19 protein-coding genes are annotated in these 18,409 nt (G+C 68.2%); 3 read left to right on the forward strand and 16 right to left on the reverse strand.

Features of this window, described 5'->3' with window-relative positions:
- The first annotated feature begins 26 nt into the window (after positions 1-26).
- Both NUG21_RS01710 and NUG21_RS01715 read left to right on the forward strand, forming a co-directional pair.
- Positions 27-884 carry a class I SAM-dependent methyltransferase gene (locus tag NUG21_RS01710; RefSeq protein WP_263392101.1) on the forward strand — a complete coding sequence of 286 codons (858 nt, stop codon included), beginning with the start codon at positions 27-29 and terminating at the stop codon, positions 882-884.
- Positions 885-969: 85 nt separating this feature from the next.
- A complete protein-coding gene (locus tag NUG21_RS01715) occupies positions 970-1,506 on the forward strand; it encodes a pseudouridine synthase (RefSeq protein ID WP_263392102.1) in 537 nt (178 codons plus the stop codon).
- A gap of 196 nt (positions 1,507-1,702) precedes the next feature.
- Here the strand turns inward: NUG21_RS01715 and NUG21_RS01720 are convergent, their stop codons facing one another.
- Together NUG21_RS01720 and hrpB are read right to left on the reverse strand one after the other, a co-directional pair.
- Complete coding sequence (locus NUG21_RS01720; protein WP_263392103.1) at positions 1,703-2,113, reverse strand: hypothetical protein; 411 nt, start codon at positions 2,111-2,113, stop codon at positions 1,703-1,705.
- 347 nt (positions 2,114-2,460) lie between these two features.
- Positions 2,461-5,070, reverse strand: a complete 2,610-nt coding sequence (gene hrpB / locus NUG21_RS01725; RefSeq protein WP_263392104.1) for an ATP-dependent helicase HrpB — start codon at positions 5,068-5,070, stop codon at positions 2,461-2,463.
- Positions 5,071-5,167: 97 nt separating this feature from the next.
- On the opposite strand from hrpB, the gene NUG21_RS01730 reads away from it, so the two are divergent.
- Positions 5,168-5,965 carry a TatD family hydrolase gene (locus NUG21_RS01730; RefSeq protein WP_263392105.1) on the forward strand — a complete coding sequence of 266 codons (798 nt, stop codon included), beginning with the start codon at positions 5,168-5,170 and terminating at the stop codon, positions 5,963-5,965.
- Between the two features lie 134 nt (positions 5,966-6,099).
- Here the strand turns inward: NUG21_RS01730 and NUG21_RS01735 are convergent, their stop codons facing one another.
- From NUG21_RS01735 to NUG21_RS01800, 14 genes are all read right to left on the reverse strand, one after another.
- On the reverse strand, positions 6,100-6,603 hold the full coding sequence (locus tag NUG21_RS01735) for a hypothetical protein (RefSeq protein ID WP_019798367.1): 504 nt from the start codon (positions 6,601-6,603) through the stop codon (positions 6,100-6,102).
- Between the two features lie 176 nt (positions 6,604-6,779).
- The gene (gene panE / locus NUG21_RS01740) at positions 6,780-7,724 is read right to left on the reverse strand and encodes a 2-dehydropantoate 2-reductase (protein ID WP_263392106.1); all 945 of its coding nucleotides are present in this window, start codon (positions 7,722-7,724) and stop codon (positions 6,780-6,782) included.
- A gap of 170 nt (positions 7,725-7,894) precedes the next feature.
- Positions 7,895-8,929: an OmpA family protein gene (locus NUG21_RS01745; RefSeq protein ID WP_242081470.1), complete on the reverse strand. Its 1,035-nt coding sequence runs from the start codon at positions 8,927-8,929 to the stop codon at positions 7,895-7,897.
- 128 nt (positions 8,930-9,057) lie between these two features.
- On the reverse strand, positions 9,058-9,666 hold the full coding sequence (locus tag NUG21_RS01750) for a hypothetical protein (protein WP_184502835.1): 609 nt from the start codon (positions 9,664-9,666) through the stop codon (positions 9,058-9,060).
- Complete coding sequence (locus NUG21_RS01755; RefSeq protein WP_160946807.1) at positions 9,666-10,334, reverse strand: TadE family protein; 669 nt, start codon at positions 10,332-10,334, stop codon at positions 9,666-9,668. The genes NUG21_RS01750 and NUG21_RS01755 overlap by 1 nt, the downstream gene beginning before the upstream one ends.
- Positions 10,331-10,717 (reverse strand): DUF192 domain-containing protein, encoded by a 387-nt coding sequence (locus tag NUG21_RS01760; RefSeq protein WP_019795944.1) that lies wholly within the window; start codon positions 10,715-10,717, stop codon positions 10,331-10,333. Before NUG21_RS01760 ends, NUG21_RS01755 begins: the two co-directional genes overlap by 4 nt.
- Entirely contained in the window at positions 10,714-11,604 is an 891-nt protein-coding gene (locus tag NUG21_RS01765; protein WP_019795943.1) for a type II secretion system F family protein, read from the reverse strand. The genes NUG21_RS01760 and NUG21_RS01765 overlap by 4 nt, the downstream gene beginning before the upstream one ends.
- Positions 11,601-12,449 (reverse strand): type II secretion system F family protein, encoded by an 849-nt coding sequence (locus tag NUG21_RS01770; RefSeq protein ID WP_263392107.1) that lies wholly within the window; start codon positions 12,447-12,449, stop codon positions 11,601-11,603. The genes NUG21_RS01765 and NUG21_RS01770 overlap by 4 nt, the downstream gene beginning before the upstream one ends.
- Positions 12,449-14,173 carry a TadA family conjugal transfer-associated ATPase gene (locus tag NUG21_RS01775; RefSeq protein WP_242081466.1) on the reverse strand — a complete coding sequence of 575 codons (1,725 nt, stop codon included), beginning with the start codon at positions 14,171-14,173 and terminating at the stop codon, positions 12,449-12,451. Before NUG21_RS01775 ends, NUG21_RS01770 begins: the two co-directional genes overlap by 1 nt.
- Before the next feature lie 30 nt (positions 14,174-14,203).
- Complete coding sequence (locus NUG21_RS01780; protein ID WP_160946805.1) at positions 14,204-15,583, reverse strand: type II and III secretion system protein family protein; 1,380 nt, start codon at positions 15,581-15,583, stop codon at positions 14,204-14,206.
- A gap of 221 nt (positions 15,584-15,804) precedes the next feature.
- Positions 15,805-16,653: a Flp pilus assembly protein CpaB gene (gene cpaB / locus NUG21_RS01785; RefSeq protein WP_019795942.1), complete on the reverse strand. Its 849-nt coding sequence runs from the start codon at positions 16,651-16,653 to the stop codon at positions 15,805-15,807.
- A 41-nt stretch (positions 16,654-16,694) separates the two neighbouring features.
- The gene (locus NUG21_RS01790; RefSeq protein ID WP_160946803.1) at positions 16,695-16,889 is read right to left on the reverse strand and encodes a hypothetical protein; all 195 of its coding nucleotides are present in this window, start codon (positions 16,887-16,889) and stop codon (positions 16,695-16,697) included.
- Positions 16,886-17,578 carry a hypothetical protein gene (locus NUG21_RS01795; RefSeq protein WP_242081464.1) on the reverse strand — a complete coding sequence of 231 codons (693 nt, stop codon included), beginning with the start codon at positions 17,576-17,578 and terminating at the stop codon, positions 16,886-16,888. Before NUG21_RS01795 ends, NUG21_RS01790 begins: the two co-directional genes overlap by 4 nt.
- Positions 17,575-18,405 (reverse strand): TadE family protein, encoded by an 831-nt coding sequence (locus NUG21_RS01800; RefSeq protein ID WP_242081463.1) that lies wholly within the window; start codon positions 18,403-18,405, stop codon positions 17,575-17,577. The genes NUG21_RS01795 and NUG21_RS01800 overlap by 4 nt, the downstream gene beginning before the upstream one ends.
- Between the last annotated feature and the right edge of the window lie 4 nt (positions 18,406-18,409).

Genomic DNA, 18,409 nt, shown 5'->3' on the forward strand with positions numbered 1-18,409 from the left:
CGCCACCTCTCTTGCGGATGCCTGCCATGACGCTTCGAACCTCGCTCGCCTGCGCCTGCACCCTGGCCATCGCCACCGCCTTGCTCGCCCCCGCGGCGCAGGCGATCAAGCCCGCCGACACCGCGACGCTGCCAGCGCCGGATGCATCGCTGCAGACGGCCATCAACGGCAGCTGGCGCGACCGCGCCAACGTCGCCCGCGACGCCTATCGCCACCCCGGGCAGACGCTGGCGTTCTTCGGTATCAAGCCGACCCAGACGGTGATCGAGGTCACCCCGGGCAGCGGCTGGTATTCGGAGATCCTCGCGCCGTACCTGCGCGAGCGCGGCCAGTACATCGCCGCCGTGGTCGATCCGGCGGCCGTGCCGGAAGGGCGCGGCCGCGACTACCAGCAAAAGGCGCGCGCCGGCCTGGAACAGAAGTTCGCCGCGGCGCCGGCCCAGTACGATCGCGCGCGCATCGTCGCGTATGCCCCGAACGCGCCGGTGTTCGGCCCGCCCGGCTCGGCCGATCTGGTGCTGACCTTCCGCAACGTGCACAACTGGCGCATGGCCGGCCAGGCCGAGGGCATGTTCAAGGGCTTCTACCAAGTGCTCAAGCCCGGCGGCGTGCTCGGCGTGGTCGAGCACCGCGCCAAGGCCGACGTGCCGGCGGACGACAAGAGCGGTTATGTCGGCCAGGGGCAGGTGATCGCCATGGCCGAGGCGGCCGGCTTCAAGCTGGCCGGCAAGAGCGAGGTCAACGCCAATCCACGCGACAGCAAGGACTATCCTGGCGGCGTGTGGACGCTGCCGCCGAGCAACCAGCACGAGGCCGCCGACGACGCCAAGTACCAGGCGATCGGCGAGAGCGACCGGATGACCCTGAAGTTCGTCAAGCGCTGAGCTGGCGCGCGGGCGGCGCGCCGCCGGGGCATGGGACAATGCCTGCGCCGCACCGTGCGGCGCAGGCCCACTGCCGTTCCCGCCGATGCTGATCGCCTTCAACAAGCCCTTCAACGTGCTGTGCCAGTTCACCGACCGCAGTACGCCGCCGCGGCGGACCCTGGCCGAGTTCGGCCTGCCTGCCGACGTGTATGCGGCCGGACGCCTGGACTACGACAGCGAGGGCCTGCTGCTGCTGACCGATGACGGCGCGCTGGCGCACCGCCTCACCGATCCGCGGCACAAGCAGCCCAAGACCTATTGGGTGCAGGTGGAGGGCGCACCGCAACCGGAGCAGTTGCAGCGCCTGCGCGACGGCGTGCTGTTGAACGATGGCCCGACCGCGCGGGCCGAGGTGGCGCTGCTGGACGCGCCGCCATCGCTGTGGCCACGCGATCCGCCGGTGCGCTTCCGCAAGCGCGTGCCCGATGCCTGGCTGCAGATCGTGCTGCGCGAAGGCCGCAACCGCCAGGTGCGGCGGATGACCGCGGCGGTCGGCCTGCCGACGCTGCGCCTGGTGCGCGCGGCGATGGGCGCGCACCGGGTGGACGGGTTGGCGCCTGGGGCCTGGCGCGCGCTGTAGTGCGTGTTGTGCCGAGCCATGCGTAGGAGCGGCTTCAGCCGCGACATGGGAATCTCGGTAACCCGTCGGTCGCGGCTGAAGCCGCTCCTACGTTGGAAGAGCGGGGCGCAGCGACTCCATAAAAAAAAAGCGACCGGGATGTCTCTCGGTCGCTGCGTTTCATGCTGCGGCTGCCGTCAGCGGCAGTGCGCGGATCTCACTCTTCGGTGGCGTCCTGCGCTGCCGCGTTGCGGCGCGTGCCACGAGTGCTGGCGGCGCTGCGGCGCGCACCGACGTTGCCGCGCTTGCTGGCGGCTTCGATGCGCTGCGCATTGCCTTCGATCGGCGTGCCCTTGTCGCGCTGGCGCTTGCGGTAGATGGCGTAGCCGAGCAGGCCCACGCCCACCGCGGCGGCGGCGATGGCCACGGCCGGGTTGCGGCGCACCGCAGTGCGCGCGACCTTGGTGCCGGTCTTCACCGCACCCAGCGCGGCGCCGGCCTTGAGCGCGCTCACCGCCTTGCCCGACTGCAGCCACTTGTTCGCCTGCGGGCCGAGATGCTTGAGGCTGTCGCCGGCGTGGCTGGCGAAATCCAGGGCGCGGTCGGTGATGATGGTCAGCTTGCTCATGGGCGTCCCCTACTGGCAGGAATGAAGGCCTGCAGTGTCGCCCCCGTGCCGTATACGGGGCGTTAGCGCAGCGCCGCGGATTCGTCTGCCGGCTGAATGCGGGGACGTGGGTGGCAACGCGCGATCCACCCCGGCCTGCGCAGCGTTGGATCTGCGACGCGCTGCCGGTGCTGCGTGCGCGGTCTGGCTTGTCGTCGATTCGAGCGGCGCGGCGTTGGCCTTGCGTCTGCATACTCGGCCCGATCGACCATGTTGCGTGTGTCCGCGGCCGCGTCGTCCACATCCTCTCTCTGCCCGGTACAACCGCGCTGTCACGGCGTGGCATGCCCGGGAATCGGGCATAGGCGCTAGGTACCGCGTGGCTTAGCGCGATGGCTGGCGGTGGCAGTCCAGGGATCGTCCGGCCAGGGGTGGCGCGGGTAGCGCCCCTTCATTTCCTTCTTCACTTCCGGATAGGTGCTGGACCAGAAATTGCGCAGGTCCTGGGTGACCTGCAGCGGCCGGCCGCCGGGCGAGAGCAGGTGCAGCAGCAGCGGCACGCGGCCGTCGGCGATGCGCGGGGTGTCGGCCAGGCCGAACAGTTCCTGCAGCTTGACCGCCAGCACCGGCGGCTGCGGCTGTCCGGCGTGGTCCACGCTGTAGTCGATGCGCCGTTCCATGCCCGAGGGCACGGCGATGCGCACCGGGGCATGGCGGTCGATGGCCTGGCGCCGGTCCCACGGCAGCCGCGCCTTCAGCGCCTCGCCCAGCGCGTCCTCGCCGAGCGCGTCGAGCCGGGTCTTGTTGGCGAAGGCCGGGCGCAGCCAGTCGTCGAGGCTGTCCAGCAGCGCGGCATCGCCCAGGTCCGGCAGGTCCAGTTCCGGCATCCACTGGCGCAGCCCGGCCACCCGCGCGCGCCACTGCGCCAGGCCCTCGCTCCAGGGCAGCGCCTGCAGCCCCAGTTCGCGTACCGCCTCGGTGAGCGCCGCGGCCGCCTGCGCCGGCTCGACGCGGCCGGCGGGGCGGCTGTCGAGCACGATGCGATCGAAGCGGGTCTCGCGCAGCGCGCTCAGTGCGCGCCGTTCGGGATCCCAGCGCACCACGTCTTCTTGCGCGAAGCGCTGCGGGAATTGCGCGCGCAGGTAGGTCTCGTCCACCGGCGCGGCGCGCAGCAGCAGTGCGTCCTTGGCCTCGTGGCGCAGTTCGGTGGCGACCAGCCAGGGCTCGCCGCGCAGGTCGCTGTTGTCGAACAGGCGCGCGCTGCGGCCGTTGGCTAGCAGGTAGCGCAGCGGATCGTTCGGGTGGCGGGTACCGATGCGGTCAGGAAAGGCATGGGCCAGCAGATCGCCGAGCGCATGCGCCTCTACGCTGTCCGGCGCAGCGGCATCGCTGCGCAGGCGCCGCCGCCACTGCTTGGCGGCCGCGTCGATCGCCGCCAGCGCGCCGCGGTTGGCGTCGTGCGGGACGCGGCCGCGGCGGAACGCGGCCAGGGCGCGCCAGCGTGCGGCCAGCGCATCGCCGCCCTGGCGCAGCGGGTCGCGCGCTTCGATCAGGGCGGCGAGGTCACAGGCCAGCGCCTGCGCGCGCGCATCGCCGGCGGCCAGCAGCATCGCCGCCAGGCGCGGATGGGTGCCCAGCGCGAGCATGCGCCGGCCGCTGGCGGTGATGGTGCCGTTCGCGCCGAGTGCGCCCAGCCGCTGCAGCAGCTCGCGGGCGGCGGCCAGTGCGCCGGGCGGCGGCGGATCGACGAAGCGCAGGCCATCGCTGCCCCAGGCGGCCAGTTCCAGTGCCAGCCCGGCGAGTTCCACCTGCAGGATCTCGGCGCGGCGCTGCGCCTCCAGGCGCTGCGACTGCGGCCACAGCCGGTAGGCCCAGCCGCTGGCGACACGGCCGGCGCGGCCGGCGCGCTGATCGGCCGAGGCCTGGGCGATGGCGGCCACGTCCAGCCGCGAGAAGCCGCTGTTGGGATCGTAGTGCGGCTCGCGGGCCAGCCCGGCGTCGATCACCACGCGCACCCCGGGCAGCGTCACCGAGGACTCGGCGACGTTGGTCGCCAGCACCACGCGCCGCCGCCCCTGCGGATCGGGCTGCAGCACTTTGCTCTGCTGCTCCACCGGCAACTCGCCGTGCAACGGCAACACCTCGACCCCGCCTTCTTCTCCCTCCGGGAGAAGGTGGCGCGCAGCGCCGGATGAGGGGGCGCCGGAAGTGGTGTCTGCTGGGGCAACGCTCGACGCGGCGGCGGATGCCCCCTCGACGCCAACCCCCACCGCCGCCAGCGCCGCCTGCACCCGCCCGATCTCGCGCTGCCCGGGCAGGAACACCAGCACGTCGCCCGGATGCTGCTGCAGCGCATGCTCCACCGCGCGCCGGGCCTGCGCTTCCAGGGATTCCTCGCGTCGCGCCGGGAAGTGCGCGATCTCCACCGGGAAACTGCGCCCGGCGCTGGACAGCCGCGGCGCGTCGAGGAACTGCGCCAGGCGCTCGCCGTCCAGCGTGGCCGACATCACCACGATGCGCAGGTCCTCGCGTACCTGCGCCTGCACGTCCAGGGCCAGCGCCAGGCCCAGGTCCGCGGCCAGGTGGCGCTCGTGGAATTCGTCGAACAGCAGCGCGCCGACGCCCTCAAGCATCGGGTCGTCCTGCAGCATGCGGGTCAGGATGCCCTCGGTGACCACCTCGATGCGGGTGCGGGCGGAGACCTTGTTCTCGAAGCGGATGCGGTAGCCCACGGTCTCGCCCGGCGCTTCGTCGCGCTGCCGGGCCATGAAGGTGGCGGCACTGCGCGCGGCGACCCGGCGCGGTTCCAGCATGACGATGCGCCGGCCCTGCAGCCAGGGCGCATCGAGCAGCGCCGGCGGCACCTGGGTGGTCTTGCCGGCGCCGGGCGGGGCTTCCAGCACCAGGCGCGGATGGGCGGCGAGGCTGTCGCGGATCTGCGGCAGCAGCGGATCGATCGGAAACACGGCGGACGTCATCGGCCAAGGATACGGGGCCGCCGCGCCGCTGTAGAGCGGCGTTCTGGGCCGGCCCCGTACAATCGGCGTCTTTCCCGGCTGATTCCCGCGCAACCGCATGACCCTGATCGACATCGGCGCCAACCTCACCCACGAGTCCTTCGATCGCGACCGCGACGCCGTACTGCAGCGCGCCCGCGCCGCCGGCGTCGCGCAGTTGGTGGTCACCGGTGCCAGCCGCGAACACTCGCCGCTGGCATTGCAGTTGGCGCAGCAGCATCCGGGCCTGCTGTACGCCACCGCCGGCGTGCATCCGCACCACGCGGTGGAGTACACCGCCGAGTGCGACGCCGAAATGCGCGCGCTGCACATGCACGCCGAGGTAGTGGCGGTGGGCGAGTGTGGCCTGGACTACTTCCGCGACTTCTCGCCGCGGCCGGCACAGCACCGCGCGTTCGAGCGGCAACTGCAACTGGCGGTGGACACCGGCAAGCCGCTGTTCCTGCACCAGCGCGACGCGCATGCCGACTTCATGGCACTGATGCGCCAGTTCGACGGCAAGCTCGGCCCGGCGGTGGTGCACTGCTTCACCGGCAGCCGCGAGGAACTGTTCGACTACCTGGATCGCGACTGGTACGTCGGCATCACCGGCTGGCTGTGCGACGAGCGCCGCGGCGCGCACCTGCGCGAGCTGGTGAAGCACATTCCCGCCAACCGGTTGATGATCGAGACCGACGCGCCGTACCTGCTGCCGCGCACGCTCAAGCCCACGCCCAAGGACCGGCGCAACGAACCGGCGTTCCTGGCGCACATCGTCGAGGAGCTGGCGCGCGATCGCGGCGAGGACGTGGCGACGGTCGCCGCCGCCAGCACTGCCGCCGCGCGGACGTTCTTCCGCCTGCCGACGCCGGCTTGAGGGCAGGCGCCGGCGGGTAAACAGGTGTAGGAGCGGCTTCAGCCGCGACCGGGCGTTACCGGCAAGGCGTCGTCGCGGCTGAAGCCGCTCCTACGAGAAGCGCAATGCGGCCTGCCGAGCGGCAGCCGCCCGCCTCACTCGACCTGCGCGTCTTCGCGCTTGGCCTCGGCCATGGCTTCCGGCTCCAGTTCCTCGGCGCTGCGGTTGAGCTTGACGAACACGCCCCAGGCGACCAGCAGCAGCGCCGCGCACAGGCCGACCGCGGCGGCGTAGGGCAGCTTGGCCGGGTCGTCGTGCATCAGTTCGAAGATCGACACCAGGGTCTCGATCGCCAGGGCGATGACGATGACCACGAAGAACCGCGACAGGTAGCGGCGCACCCGGGTCGGTCCGCTGACCTTGACGTCGCGCTGCACCTCTTCCTCGTAGATGGTCTGGCCCAGCTCCAGGGTCACCAGCGCCACGGTGAGCAACCCGATCGCTTCCAGCACCACGTTGAAGCGGTCGCGCACCACCAGTTCGCCGCCCGGCGTCAGGCCGTACCAGAGCTCGAGCACGGCCATGCAGATCAGCCCGGCCGCGCACAGCAGGAACAGCAGGATGATGAGGAAATGCCCGCCGCGGAACAGTTTTTCCATGCGCGTGCCCGTCGCTTGCCCCTGTGTGGTGGGCGAGCATAGGCGCCAGGCGCGTCAGCGGCACGCGAAGACGCGTGGCCGTCCCGCGGTCAGGGCGCGCGATTGTCCGCGGCGGCGCGCAGCGCGCCATCGCGGGCGCGAAGGGGAATTGCCGCGCCGACCGCGCGCAGTGCGCGTCAGCGCGCGGGAAGGCCGGCCTGGTAGGCCTGCAGGTGACAGTACGCGGCCATCAGCAGCGGTGCCTCGTGCCCGGCGGCGCGGGCGCGGGCGAGCATGTCGCCGACGATCTGTTGCGCTTCCACCTGCTGCCCGGCTTCCAGGTCGCGCAGCATCGACGCCTTCATCGGCGATCCGGGGTGGGTCAGCAACTGCAGCGCACTGGCCTGCGCCGCCTCGGGCACCGGTTCGCCCGCGGCTGCGGCCACCGCCGTGCACTCGGCATACAGGCCACGCACCAGCGCCACGCCGTCGTCGCTGGCGACGATGCGCCCGATCGGCGCTCGCATCAGGCAGGTGGCTGCGGCCAGCGCGGTGAGGAAGGTGTACTTGATCCATTGCTCCTGCGCGATCCACGGCGTGGCCAGGTGATCCACGTCGGCTTGCGTGCATGCATCCGCCAGGGCGCGCACGCGCGCGCTGTCGGCGCCGCGGCCATCGCGCTCGCCGAAGGTCAGCGAGGCCGGCTTGGCCAGGTGCTGGATCGCGCCATCGGCATCGAGCACCGCACTGATGAAGCACAGCCCGCCGATCACCCGTTCCGCACCGAAGCGCGCATCCAGCGCCCGGTAGTGGCGCAGGCCGTTGAGGATCGGCAACACGCTGGTGCCGTCGTGCACGGCCGGCGCCACCGCGTCCAGCGCACTGTCCAGGTCGTAGGCCTTGCAGCTGAGCAGCACCAGATCGAACGGCCGCGCCTGCGCCGCGCCGGGCAGCATTTCGGCGGTGAGCGTGTTCACCGCGATGGTCGCATCGCCGCGCGGACTGCGGATGCGCAGACCGTCGCGCTGCAGGCGCGCGGCCCGCGGCGGCCGCACCAGGAAGCTGACATCGACGCCGGCCTGGGCCAGGCGTCCGCCGAAGTAACCGCCGGTCGCGCCGGCACCGAGAATCAGGATACGCATGAGACGTGGATCGCCATGGGGTGGGACGCGTCCGACCGTGGGAACGCATGCCGGCAAACGAGCGTGTATGCAGTGCGATCGACGATGCGACGCAACCTGCTATGCCGTTGCGCCGTATCGCGCGCCGCACGCGCCGTCAGGTGACCGCACGCAGCGGTGACCAGTGTGGCTCAGCTCTTCTTCACCAACTCGACGCGGCGGTTCTGCGACTTGCCTTGTTCGGTCGCATTGTCCGCCACCGGATCGGCATCGCCGAAGCCGGCTGCGCTCAGCCGCGACGCATCGATGCCCTGCGCAACCAGGGCCGCGACCACCGCCTTGGCGCGGCCTTCCGACAGCGTCTTGTTGTGCGCGGCATCGCCGGTGCCGTCGGTATAACCGTTGACGGCCAGCTTCAACGCCGCATCCTGCTTGAGCAGCTGCACGACCTGGGCGATCTGCGGTTGCGAATCGGGCAGGATGTCAGTCTTGTCGGTGGCGAAGTTGACGTGCAGCGCCACCTTGCCGGTCTTGTCGATCTGCGTCTTCAGTTCGCTGGCCGGCAGCAGGCTGGCGGTGACCTGCAGCGGCTTGGTCTCGGCGATCAGCAGGCCGCCACCGAACTGGTAGCTGCACAGGTGGATCCAGATATCGCGATCGGCGCGATGCACCACGAACACCTGCGTCGGGTTGTTCCAGACATCGCCCAGGCCGCTGTTGTACTTGGTGGCGACATCGCGTGGCCACTCCTTGATCTTCTGCGTGGCCGCTTCGGGAATCCGGCCGTCGAAGATCTTCTTGCCGCCAAGTGCCGTGACGACCGCCTCGATGTTGCGTTCCAGTTCCAGATCCGAGAAGGTCTTGCCCTGTGCGGCATCGATGTGCGCGGACCAGACCTTGCCCTCGACCGGCTGCAGGCGATCGCCGGTCCAGAACGGCACCTGGTCGAAGTCCGCGACGTCCGGTGTGCTGCTGGTGACATAGCCCGTGGGCAGCGCGATGTAGGGGAAGTCTCCCAGCGGGACGTCGGACACCGGCAGGCTGGCCGGGTCGAATGCCGTATTGGCGGCAGCCTGCTGCTTGGGAGCGTCCTGCGTGTTGCTGGCAGTCGCCGCGGGGGCCGGCGCCTGATCGTCGGGATGCGCGGGCTGCTGCTCATGCTTCTTGCAGGCGCTCAGACTTGCGATGACGGCCAGGGCCAAGGTCGCCACTACTGCTCTTTTCACAGAGATACTCCTTGTCGGGGGACGAACCAAACTAGTGTAACGGCGAGATCGACCGATCTTGCTGCAGAACGATGAATCCGCGTCGACCAACGATGGCAACGCGTGCTTGGGTCGCAGTGGAAGCGGGATCAGTGCGCGAGGTCGGGTGGCTGGAACAACGCGTCCGGCTGCGGGCCGTAGTCGACGCGCTGGATGTCCCATTGCTGCTGCTGTTCCAGCCCGGTCTTGCCGCGATAGGCGAGCACCAGGCCGGTTTCGCGATCCAGCCACATGGTGCCTTGCCGGGTCCTGCCAGGACCGTCCGGGTTGGCCAGGCGATAGCGCCATTGCACCGCGGAGCGGCCCGCGCGCAGGCCGCTGTCGCCTCGCTGGCAGTCGGCGAACATGCCCAGGCCCGCACAGGGCTGCTCCGGGTCGAAACGCAGCGGCCAGCGCATGCCGGGAACCGGCATGGCACCGCCCTGCTGGCCGACGATCCAGCCGGTCGGCGCATCCTTCGCGAGGATCAGGGCATACGACCGACCGCCGGCATCCTGGAACTGGATGCGCAGCGCGCCGTCGCGAAAGAACACCGTCGCCGGCTGCGCCGCGCCGCGCGGCTGGATCCGGCTCAGGCCGCCAAGCTCGTTGGTGGTGACCTGCGCTACGCCAGCGAGCCCGGCGTCCTCGGCGTGTACCACGCCGGCAAACCCCTGGCACAGCGCCATCACGCACGCCAGCCGTGTCTGTCGACGCATCACTTGTCCAGATTGCCCTGCGTATAGATCGGCGACTGCATGCGCACGATGGCGTAGCTCTCGATGGGCAAGCGCCTGGTGAATGGCTGCAGCGGGGACGATTCGAACGTGCCTGGCTTCAGGTACTGGGATTTTCCGCCCAACACCCAATCGACAAAAGGGACCACCAGCGGCGCGTCGTAGACCACCTTGATCTTGAGGATGTTGGCGTCCTGCACATTGACGCCGCTGCTGCCGACCGCATCGCTGCGATACGCGAGCGTGTCGTTGGGCAACGCGTACTGGCCGTTGTACTGGCGTTCGCGGAAGTTGCTCCAGGCGGCCCGCGTCGGATTGATGACCGTGATGCGGCCATGCAGCGTGAGGTCGGCGAACGCCTTCGCGTATGCCACTTCAACCGCGGCTTGACCCGTGTCGTTGGCATACAGCGGCATCATGCCCTTGGCGAAGCCCTTGCGCATCTCCATGCGGTCCACCCCGCTGACCGCGCCCGCGCGCGCCGCCATCAGCGCGGCATAGTCGAGCGTGGACTTCATGCGGTACAGCAGCACGGCCTGGATGACGGCAAGCAACAGGAACAGCAGCACCGGTGTGATGATCACCAGTTCCACCATGGATTGGCCGCGCATCGATGAGCGGCTGCGCACAGTGCGGACGCGTGCTTTCATGACCGGACTCCCGGAGAGGAAGGCGCCGGCGCGGTGGCGCGCCAGTGCCAGTGTTCGCCGCGTTGCGGCTGCAGGCGGTCCAGCGCACCGCCATGGAACTCGATGGTGGCCGCGGCGCGCCGGCACATCGCGGTGCGATACGGCCTGACGTTCTCGCGCCACTCCAGCACCACATCGTCGTGGCCCAGGAACACCAGATCCAGCGGGTAGCCCATGCCGATGGTATGCACGCTGGCGCAGGGCCGGATCAGCAAAGCTTCCGATCCATCCTCGGCCAGCGCCGGGCGCGCCAGCAGCCCGCGCGCGCGCGACCACCAGGTATCCGCCGCCCACACCTGCGGGATCGGGTTGCCGGCGCTGCGCTCGATGCATCCGCGCTTCACAGGATCCCCTCCTGCAGCATCTTCAAGTAGATGAAGTAACCCAGGAACAGGAAGATCAGCGGGAAGAAGAACATCACCAGCGGCAGCATCATCTTCACCGGTGCTTCCAGCGCCAGCTTCTCGGCGCGCAGGAAGCGCTCCTCGCGACGCTGATTGGCCTGCGCGCGCAAGGTGTCGCTCAAATTGGCGCCGACCTTGTCGGCCTGGATCAGCGCACTGGTGAAGCTGGTGATCTGCGCGATGTCCATGCGCTCGGCCATGCGCCGTAAGGCCTCGGCGCGCGGCAGGCCGGCGCGCAGATCGCGCAGCATGCGCGAGAACTCCTGCGACAGCGCCCCTGCGGGCCCCTTGGCGACCGCCTGCTCGATGCCGCCGGTGACGTTCAGGCCGGCCTCGACCGACATGGTGATGAAATCCAGGTAGACCGGCAGATCGCGCACGACGGTCTTCTGCCGGGCCTTGCGCCGCTCGCCCAGCCACAACGCGGGGTACAGCCAGCCCAGCACGCCGCCGAACAGCAGGCACATCAGGCCCGAGCCGATACCCAGGTGGCCGAGCATCCCGGTGCACAGCAGAAAAAAAGCGATCACCACCAGCGCGCTGGCCATGCGCAAGCCGTAGAACTCTTCCGGCGTCAGCGTGTAGTCCTGGCCGGCGGCCTGCAACTGGCGATGGGTCTGTTCCAATTGCGCCACGCTCAGGCGCGGCGCGATGCGCCGAGTCAGCACGGTCACCAACGGCCACATCAGTTGCATCAGCCGCGGTAGCGGGTCGTAGTAGGTGCGGTCTTCCAGTTCGACCTCGCGGATCACGCCGCGCGTGCCGATCACCACCAGCGCAACGGCGCCGGCAGCCAGAAGAGCGATGAGGACGAGCATCCAGGTCATACGTCGATCGTCATGATCTTCTTGCAGAGACGATAGCCCAGGTATTCCATGACCAGGCAGATGGTGATCACCACCCAGCCGTGCCAGCTATGGAACATCGGCTGCATGGTTTCGCTGTACATCAGGCTCAGATAGCCGATCAGGAACACCGGCAGCATCGCCATGACGATGCCCTGCAGGCGGCCCTGTGCGGTCAGCGACTTCACCTTCTTCTCCATGGTCAGGCGTCGACGCAGGGTCTCGGCCAGGGTCGCCAGGGTTTCCGCCAGGTTGCCGCCGACTTCGCGCGAGATGTTGACCGCCGAGACGAACAGTTCGGCATCGGTAATGGGCACGCGCTTGCTGAAGTTCTCCATCGCCTCTTCGGCACGAAGCCCCATGTGCTGCTCGCGCAAGACCAACGCCAGTTCCTGCGCCAGCGGCGGTTGCCCATCGTGGACCAGCACTTCCATCGCCGGCGCGAAGCCGACGCCGGCACGCAGGCTGCTGGACAGCATCTGCAGCGCGTCGGGTAGCTGCTCCTGGATCTTCTCCAGCCTGCGCTTGCGCAGGAACGCGTAGACCTTGCGGGGCGCGAAGATCAGGAAGATGCCGATCAGCACCGCGATGACCAGGCTGCCGGTCAGCATCCAGAGCAGCAACGGAATGATCACCATCACGATGGCGCTGATCATGTACACCTGCGCCGGATCCAGGAACAGGAACATGTCCGCGAGGTTCATGCGGGCTTGGTCCATGAAGCTTTCGCGGTAGCGCTTCAGGAACTGCTCGCTGGAGCGCGCGATCAGCAGGATGGCCATCGCGGTCCCGGCAAACACCAGCAGGGCGATCAGCCACAGGCCCATCAGCGCGCGCCTCCCTGGTTGCGGAAGATGCCCAGATCCACCGACACGCCGCGCTCGGCGAGTTCCTCGTAGAACTCCGGCACCGCACCGGTCGCCACGAAATTGCCGGCGACCTTGCCGTCGGGGCCGTGGTAGGTGGTCGGCTTGAACAGGAACAGGTCCTGCATCTGGATGGTGCCGCTTTCGATGCCGGTGATTTCGGTGATGTGGCTGACCTTGCGCGAGCCGCAGGGATAACGGCGCTGGTGCACGATCAGGTTGACCGCCGACGCGATCTGTTCGCGCACCACGACCATCGGCAGCTCCATGCCGGCCATCATCACCATCACCTCCAGGCGCGACAGCGTCTCGCGAGGGTTGTTGGCGTGCGCGGTGGTCAACGAGCCTTCGTGGCCGGTATTCATCGCCTGCAGCATGTCCAGACACTCGCCGCCGCGGCACTCGCCGACCACGATCCGATCCGGGCGCATACGCAACGCGTTCTTGACCAGGTCGCGGATGGTGATCTGGCCCTTGCCCTCCATGTTGGGCGGGCGGGCTTCTAGTGCCACCAGGTTGGGCTGCACCAGTTTGAGTTCGGCCGCGTCCTCGATGGTGACCACGCGGTCGCCGTCGGGGATGAAGTTCGACAGGATGTTCAGCAGGGTGGTCTTGCCCGAGCCGGTACCGCCGGACACCACGATGTTGCGGCGCTCGCGCACCGCCATGATCAGAAACTCCAGCATCGCCTCGTTCAGTGAACCGAACTTCAGCAGATCCTCACCCATCAGCCGACGCGTGGCGAACTTGCGGATGCTGATACTGGGCCCGCGCAGAGCGACCGGCGGGATCACCGCGTTGACGCGCGAGCCGTCCTTCAGGCGTGCGTCGACCAACGGCGAGCTTTCGTCGATGCGCCGCCCCAGGGGCGTGACGATCCGCTCGATCGCCGCCAGGCAGGCGCGTTCGTTGGAGAACACCACGTCGGACTTCTGGATGCGCCCGGCACGCTCGATGAAGATGTCGTCATGGGAATTGACCATGATTTCGGTGACGGTCGGATCGTCGATCAGGTCCTCCAGCGGCCCCAGTCCGATCGCCTCGTCCAGCACCTGCTTGGCCAATCTGCGTGGGCTGATGTCCGCCGGCAGATCGCTGAACTCGCGCTTGAGGATGTCGTCGATCAGGTTGATGGTGCTGTCGCGCAGCGCGCTGTCGTCCATGCTGCGCACGTCCATGCGCCGCAGATCCATCTGCCGCACCAGCGCCATATGCAGCTTGGTGCGCCAGGTGGCGATGTCCGACGGCGGCGGGCCAGCCACCACCATGTCTGTTGCCGCGGGCGCGGTCGGCTGGGGAGCGGCGGCGGCCTCGCTCGCCGCCGCAGGCGCTTCTGCCGCCCTGGTCGCAGCGCCGTCGTTGGCGGCAGGCGTCTGCCGGACGATGCGCGCATCGTCGCCACTGACCTTCAGCATGTACTGGCCGATGCGGATCTCGTCCTTGCCGTCGATCGGCCCCTGCTTGGCCAGCACCACCTTGCCGTTGAGCGTGATCGGCTCGCGCCCGCCCAGGGGCAGGATGAACACGCCCTCGTCCTCGCGCAGCAGGGTGGCGTGTTTGCCGGCGATGTTCCAGCCCTGCAGCATCACCAGATTGGCATCGGCGCGGCCGATGCCGCACTCGCGGTGCATGCATTTGACCTGACGCGTGTCGCCTCCTGGCGTATTGATCAGCACTGTGAACATGGCGGTGAACCTTGCGCTCCGTGGGTGGGATTACTTGATCAACTTGTCTTGCCGGGGGCTGATTTCGTTCTGCAGCTCCTTCTCGATCCCTTCGGCGCGCTGCAGGTCCTGCAGGTTCTCCGGCGAGGTCGGGCTGACGATGCGCGGGGTCACGAAGATCACCAGTTCGGTCTTGTTGCCACGGAAGCCATCGGAGCGGAACAGCTTGCCCAGGATCGGGATGTCGCCCAGCAGCGGCAGCTTGTCCACGGCCTTGGAGGCCTCCCGATCGAGCAGGCCGGAGATGACGATGGTCTGGCCGGCGTTGACGTTCAGTTCGGTCTCGACGCGCCGGGTCAGGAAGCCGGGAACGCCCTGTACCGACACCGACGGATCGATCCGGCTGACCTCGGCCATGATCGAGGTATTCACCTGATTGGACGAGTTGACCGACGGGTTGATGTTCAGGCGGATGCCGTACTCCTTGTACTCGATCTGGGTCTGGCCAAGGATCGACGGCACCACGATCGGCACTTCGCCGCCGACCAGGAAGGTCGCGTTGCTGCCGCTCTTGGCACTCAGCTTGGGCTGCGCCAGCACCCAGGCCTTGCCGCGGCTCATCAGCAGGTTGATCTTCGAGGCGATCGTGGTGGCGATGCCGAAGTAGCCCTGCGGCCCGGGCAGCTTGGTGGGCAACTGGTCCTTGATGTCCTGGAAGGTCTGGTTGTCCTGCGGCAGTACGCGGAAGTAATTGTTCGTGGTCACGTCGCGGATGAGGCCGCCGATCGGACCATCGATGGTGCTGTCCCAGCGAATGCCCAGATCCTCCACGGCGTTCTTGTTGAACTCCATGATGGACACGTCCATCTGTACCATCGGCCGCATCCCCACCGGGTCGGCCCCGGCGAAGTTCAACACCTGCGGATAGATCTTCTGCAACGCCTGGATCTTGGCCGTGGTGGCCGCGTCGACGTCGTTGCCCGAGATCACCACATTGGAGCCGATGGCCCGCACGGTAACGCCCGGCGTATTGCCCAACAGTTCGCGCACGGTCTCGGCCGCACCTTCGGACTTGCTGCCACCCACCGTCACGTTGACGTCGCGCTGGCTGCCATCGGCCATCCACAGGTGGACGTTGGTCTCACCGGGCTTGGTGCCGATCATGACCAGCTCGGACTTGCCGACCGAGAAGACGCTCAGGACTTCGCCGTCGCCGACCGCGATGCGGCGCAGTGCCCCGGGCACTCGCCGCACCACGGCCTCGCCCGCATAGATGCTTTGCGACGGCTGGATCAGCGGGGCGACCGACGGCTTCTTGTCGCCGGCCAGAGCGACGCCGCCACCGCCTGACGAGGAGCCGCCGTTGCCCAGTTCCTGGATCTGCGATTCCACTGTCTGCTTGAGCTGGTCGACCTGGCGCCCTTGCGCCATCAGTCGCGCCTGTTCCGCCGACGTGGCATCCGCTGCCTGTCCGGCTGCCGGCGCCGGTGACGGCGCCGCAGTGTGCGCGGCTGGCCGTGCGGCTGCGGCGTTGGTGGCGGCCTGTTGTGCCGATGCGTTCCATCCCCCGATGCCCGCCAGCAGCAAGCCGGCCAACCATGGCGCCGATGTCCCGGCCTTGCTCCTGCGACGGCGTGTTGCTTGCGTCATGCTTAACCCTTTCCGCCAATGATGAACTCAACGCGGCTGCTTCCGCTGCCTGTGTTTGCCGGATCGCCCGATCCCAGCGATCGCAACAACTGACTTTCGCTCATGCCCGTCGCCGCACCCGGCGAGGTGTCCTGTACTTCGCGCAGCAGCACGCGTACCGCGCCCACCTTGGAGGCAACGGCCAGCTGCTTGGCCTGGTACTGGTCCAGCTCCAGGGTGACGCTGGAAAAGCCGGTGGAGGTGTTGGATTCCTCGCCTTCCTTCGGCGTCGACGCCTCGCCGATCCGGCTGCCGGCCGCGAGCACCTTGATCTTCTGCAGCAGAGGGAAGACCTGTGCACCCGCTCCCTGGCCGCCAGCGCTGCCGGCACTGCCACTGCTGGTGGCGGCGTCCTTGACGAAGAAGATGTCGATCAGGTCGCCCGGCGCGATCATGCCCGAGATCGAATTGTTCTCGTCCACGCTCATCGTGTAGGCGACCTTGCCCTTGGGAATCAGCCGCGAGAACTGGTCGTACAGCGGGACCAGGGCGCTGGCGCTCAGCGGCGCACCGCCACGTGCCGGCGCCCGCAACATTCGGCCTTCGAACTGGGTGTGGTTGTCGGGCGTGACCGCATCGGCGGGCGCGAACTCGGCCGGGACCGTGCGCAGGGCCAGATCGCTGCCCTGCAGGATCGCCCCCTGCGGCAAATCGTTCACCGGTACGGCAACGTCGACCATCGGTCGGTTGTCCTGGGTGCGCTCGGCGACGGTGGTACGTATGTAGCTGACTGCGATGAAGGCGGCCAGGCCGGCCATGACCACCGCGATCAGGATGAAAAGGACGTTCTTGCTGAGTTTGGGTTTCTGCATTGAAGAGGCGCCGTCGGGCAGGTCATCGCGAGGAAAGGGGATCACCCCACCAGCACGTCCGACGCCGAGATGGCGTAGACGAAGGCGGCATAGAGATCTTTCAGGGCTGTCACCACCTCGGTGATCACGTCGGGCTTGGCGATCAGCACGATCACCAGCGCCATGACCACCACGGTGTATTCGATCGTGGACTGACCGCGCTGAAGGCGTCGGTCGGGCAGGGCGTGCGCGTTCATTCGACCACCGCGACGATCACGGTACCGGTGTGCCCGCGACTCGAGGTCACGGTGACGCGATCGTCCTGCCGGGTGAAACGGGAAACGCAGTGCGGGCTGCTCACGGTGCATGCCGACGAGGAGCCGTCGCGGGCATAGCCCTGCCCGGCAAAGTAGCGTGCGTAGTACTGCTGGTTCTGCAGCGGGGTATAGCGGTTGAGCATGCTCAGCGTCCTGACATGACGCGGGGTGTCCATGTAGACGATGTCCTCGGCGACCTGCGTATCGGGCAGCCGGCCGAAGCCCTTGCCGATGCCGTCGGCGGGGAGATCCTTCTTGGGAACTTCCATGACGCCGATCTGGCCCTGTGTGCGATTGGCATCGCCACTCAGTTCCACCGTGATGTAGTAGCCGCTCTTGGTCATGTGTCCGAGCACGGTCTTGTTGCCCATCGGCGTGGTCACGACGGCGTTGCCCCACTCCTTGCGATAGAACTGCTCGACCTGCTTCGGCGATTGGTCGAGACGGAAGCGGCTGGCCCGCATGGCGATACCGTTGTAGAGCATGTGCTCGGACACGATCTCGCCCGAGGCCTGGTCGGGGACCGGAACCTCCGGCCAGTCCAGCGCATGCGCCTGCTGCGCCGCGGCCGTCGACAAGAGCGCGCCAAGCCCGCCTGCGAGCAAGCGGTGGGAGACGCGCGGACTCATGGCTTGCCCGGCTTGACCGGGTAGTTGGCGAGCTTGTCCGCAGGCACGACATCCGGCTCGATCGCCCCCAGCTCGAGATCGCCGAGAGAGCCGACCATGGGCAGGATCGGTGTCAAGGGCTTCAGCAGATCGAAGACCCCGTTCAGCCCCTCGAAGTAGGAGACCGGCGCCAGAGGACGCACCGTGGCGATCACGCTGCGCGCACCACTGCGCGGTCCGGAGGCATTCCAGGCGTCGGTCAGCAGTGTCTGGTGACGCTTGTCGGACAGATTGAGGTTGTCCAGTGGCTCGAGAAAGCGCGCAGGTCGACCATCTGCGGTCTTCAGGTCGCGATAGTTCAGCGTCACTTCCGCAGTGACGTAGCCGCTCTTGTTGGGCGGGAAGGCATTGTCGAAATAGTTCTTCGGCAGTATTTTCGCTGCGTCGTCGAGGTAGCCGGGAGAGCCGCTGTTGGCGGTACGCGTGACCGACAGGTCGCGCTTTTCCAGCAGCTTCTGGTTCGAGAAAGTGTTGAGCATCTGGTCGGAGAACGTCCCAGTGCTGACACCGGACGTACGGCTGGTGATGGGCGCGTCTGCATCGGCGAAGTTGCGGTCAAGCGCCTTGCTCTGCAGCACGGTGCGGCTGGCCGGCTGATAGTTTTTGGCCACGCTGGCTTCCCAAGCGGCGTTGCGGGCCGCCTGCATCGCCATCTGCTTGCCATGCCCTAGCTTGGCGACGACCGGGATCAGCAGGAACAGCGGCACCAGCACAGCGGCGCACACCGCCAACTCCACCATCCCCTGTCCGCGCATCCTGCGCGCTGGTGTAAAGAGCGTCGTCTTCATCCTG

The organism is Xanthomonas sp. CFBP 8445 (assembly GCF_025666235.1).
Classification (GTDB): domain Bacteria; phylum Pseudomonadota; class Gammaproteobacteria; order Xanthomonadales; family Xanthomonadaceae; genus Xanthomonas_A; species Xanthomonas_A indica.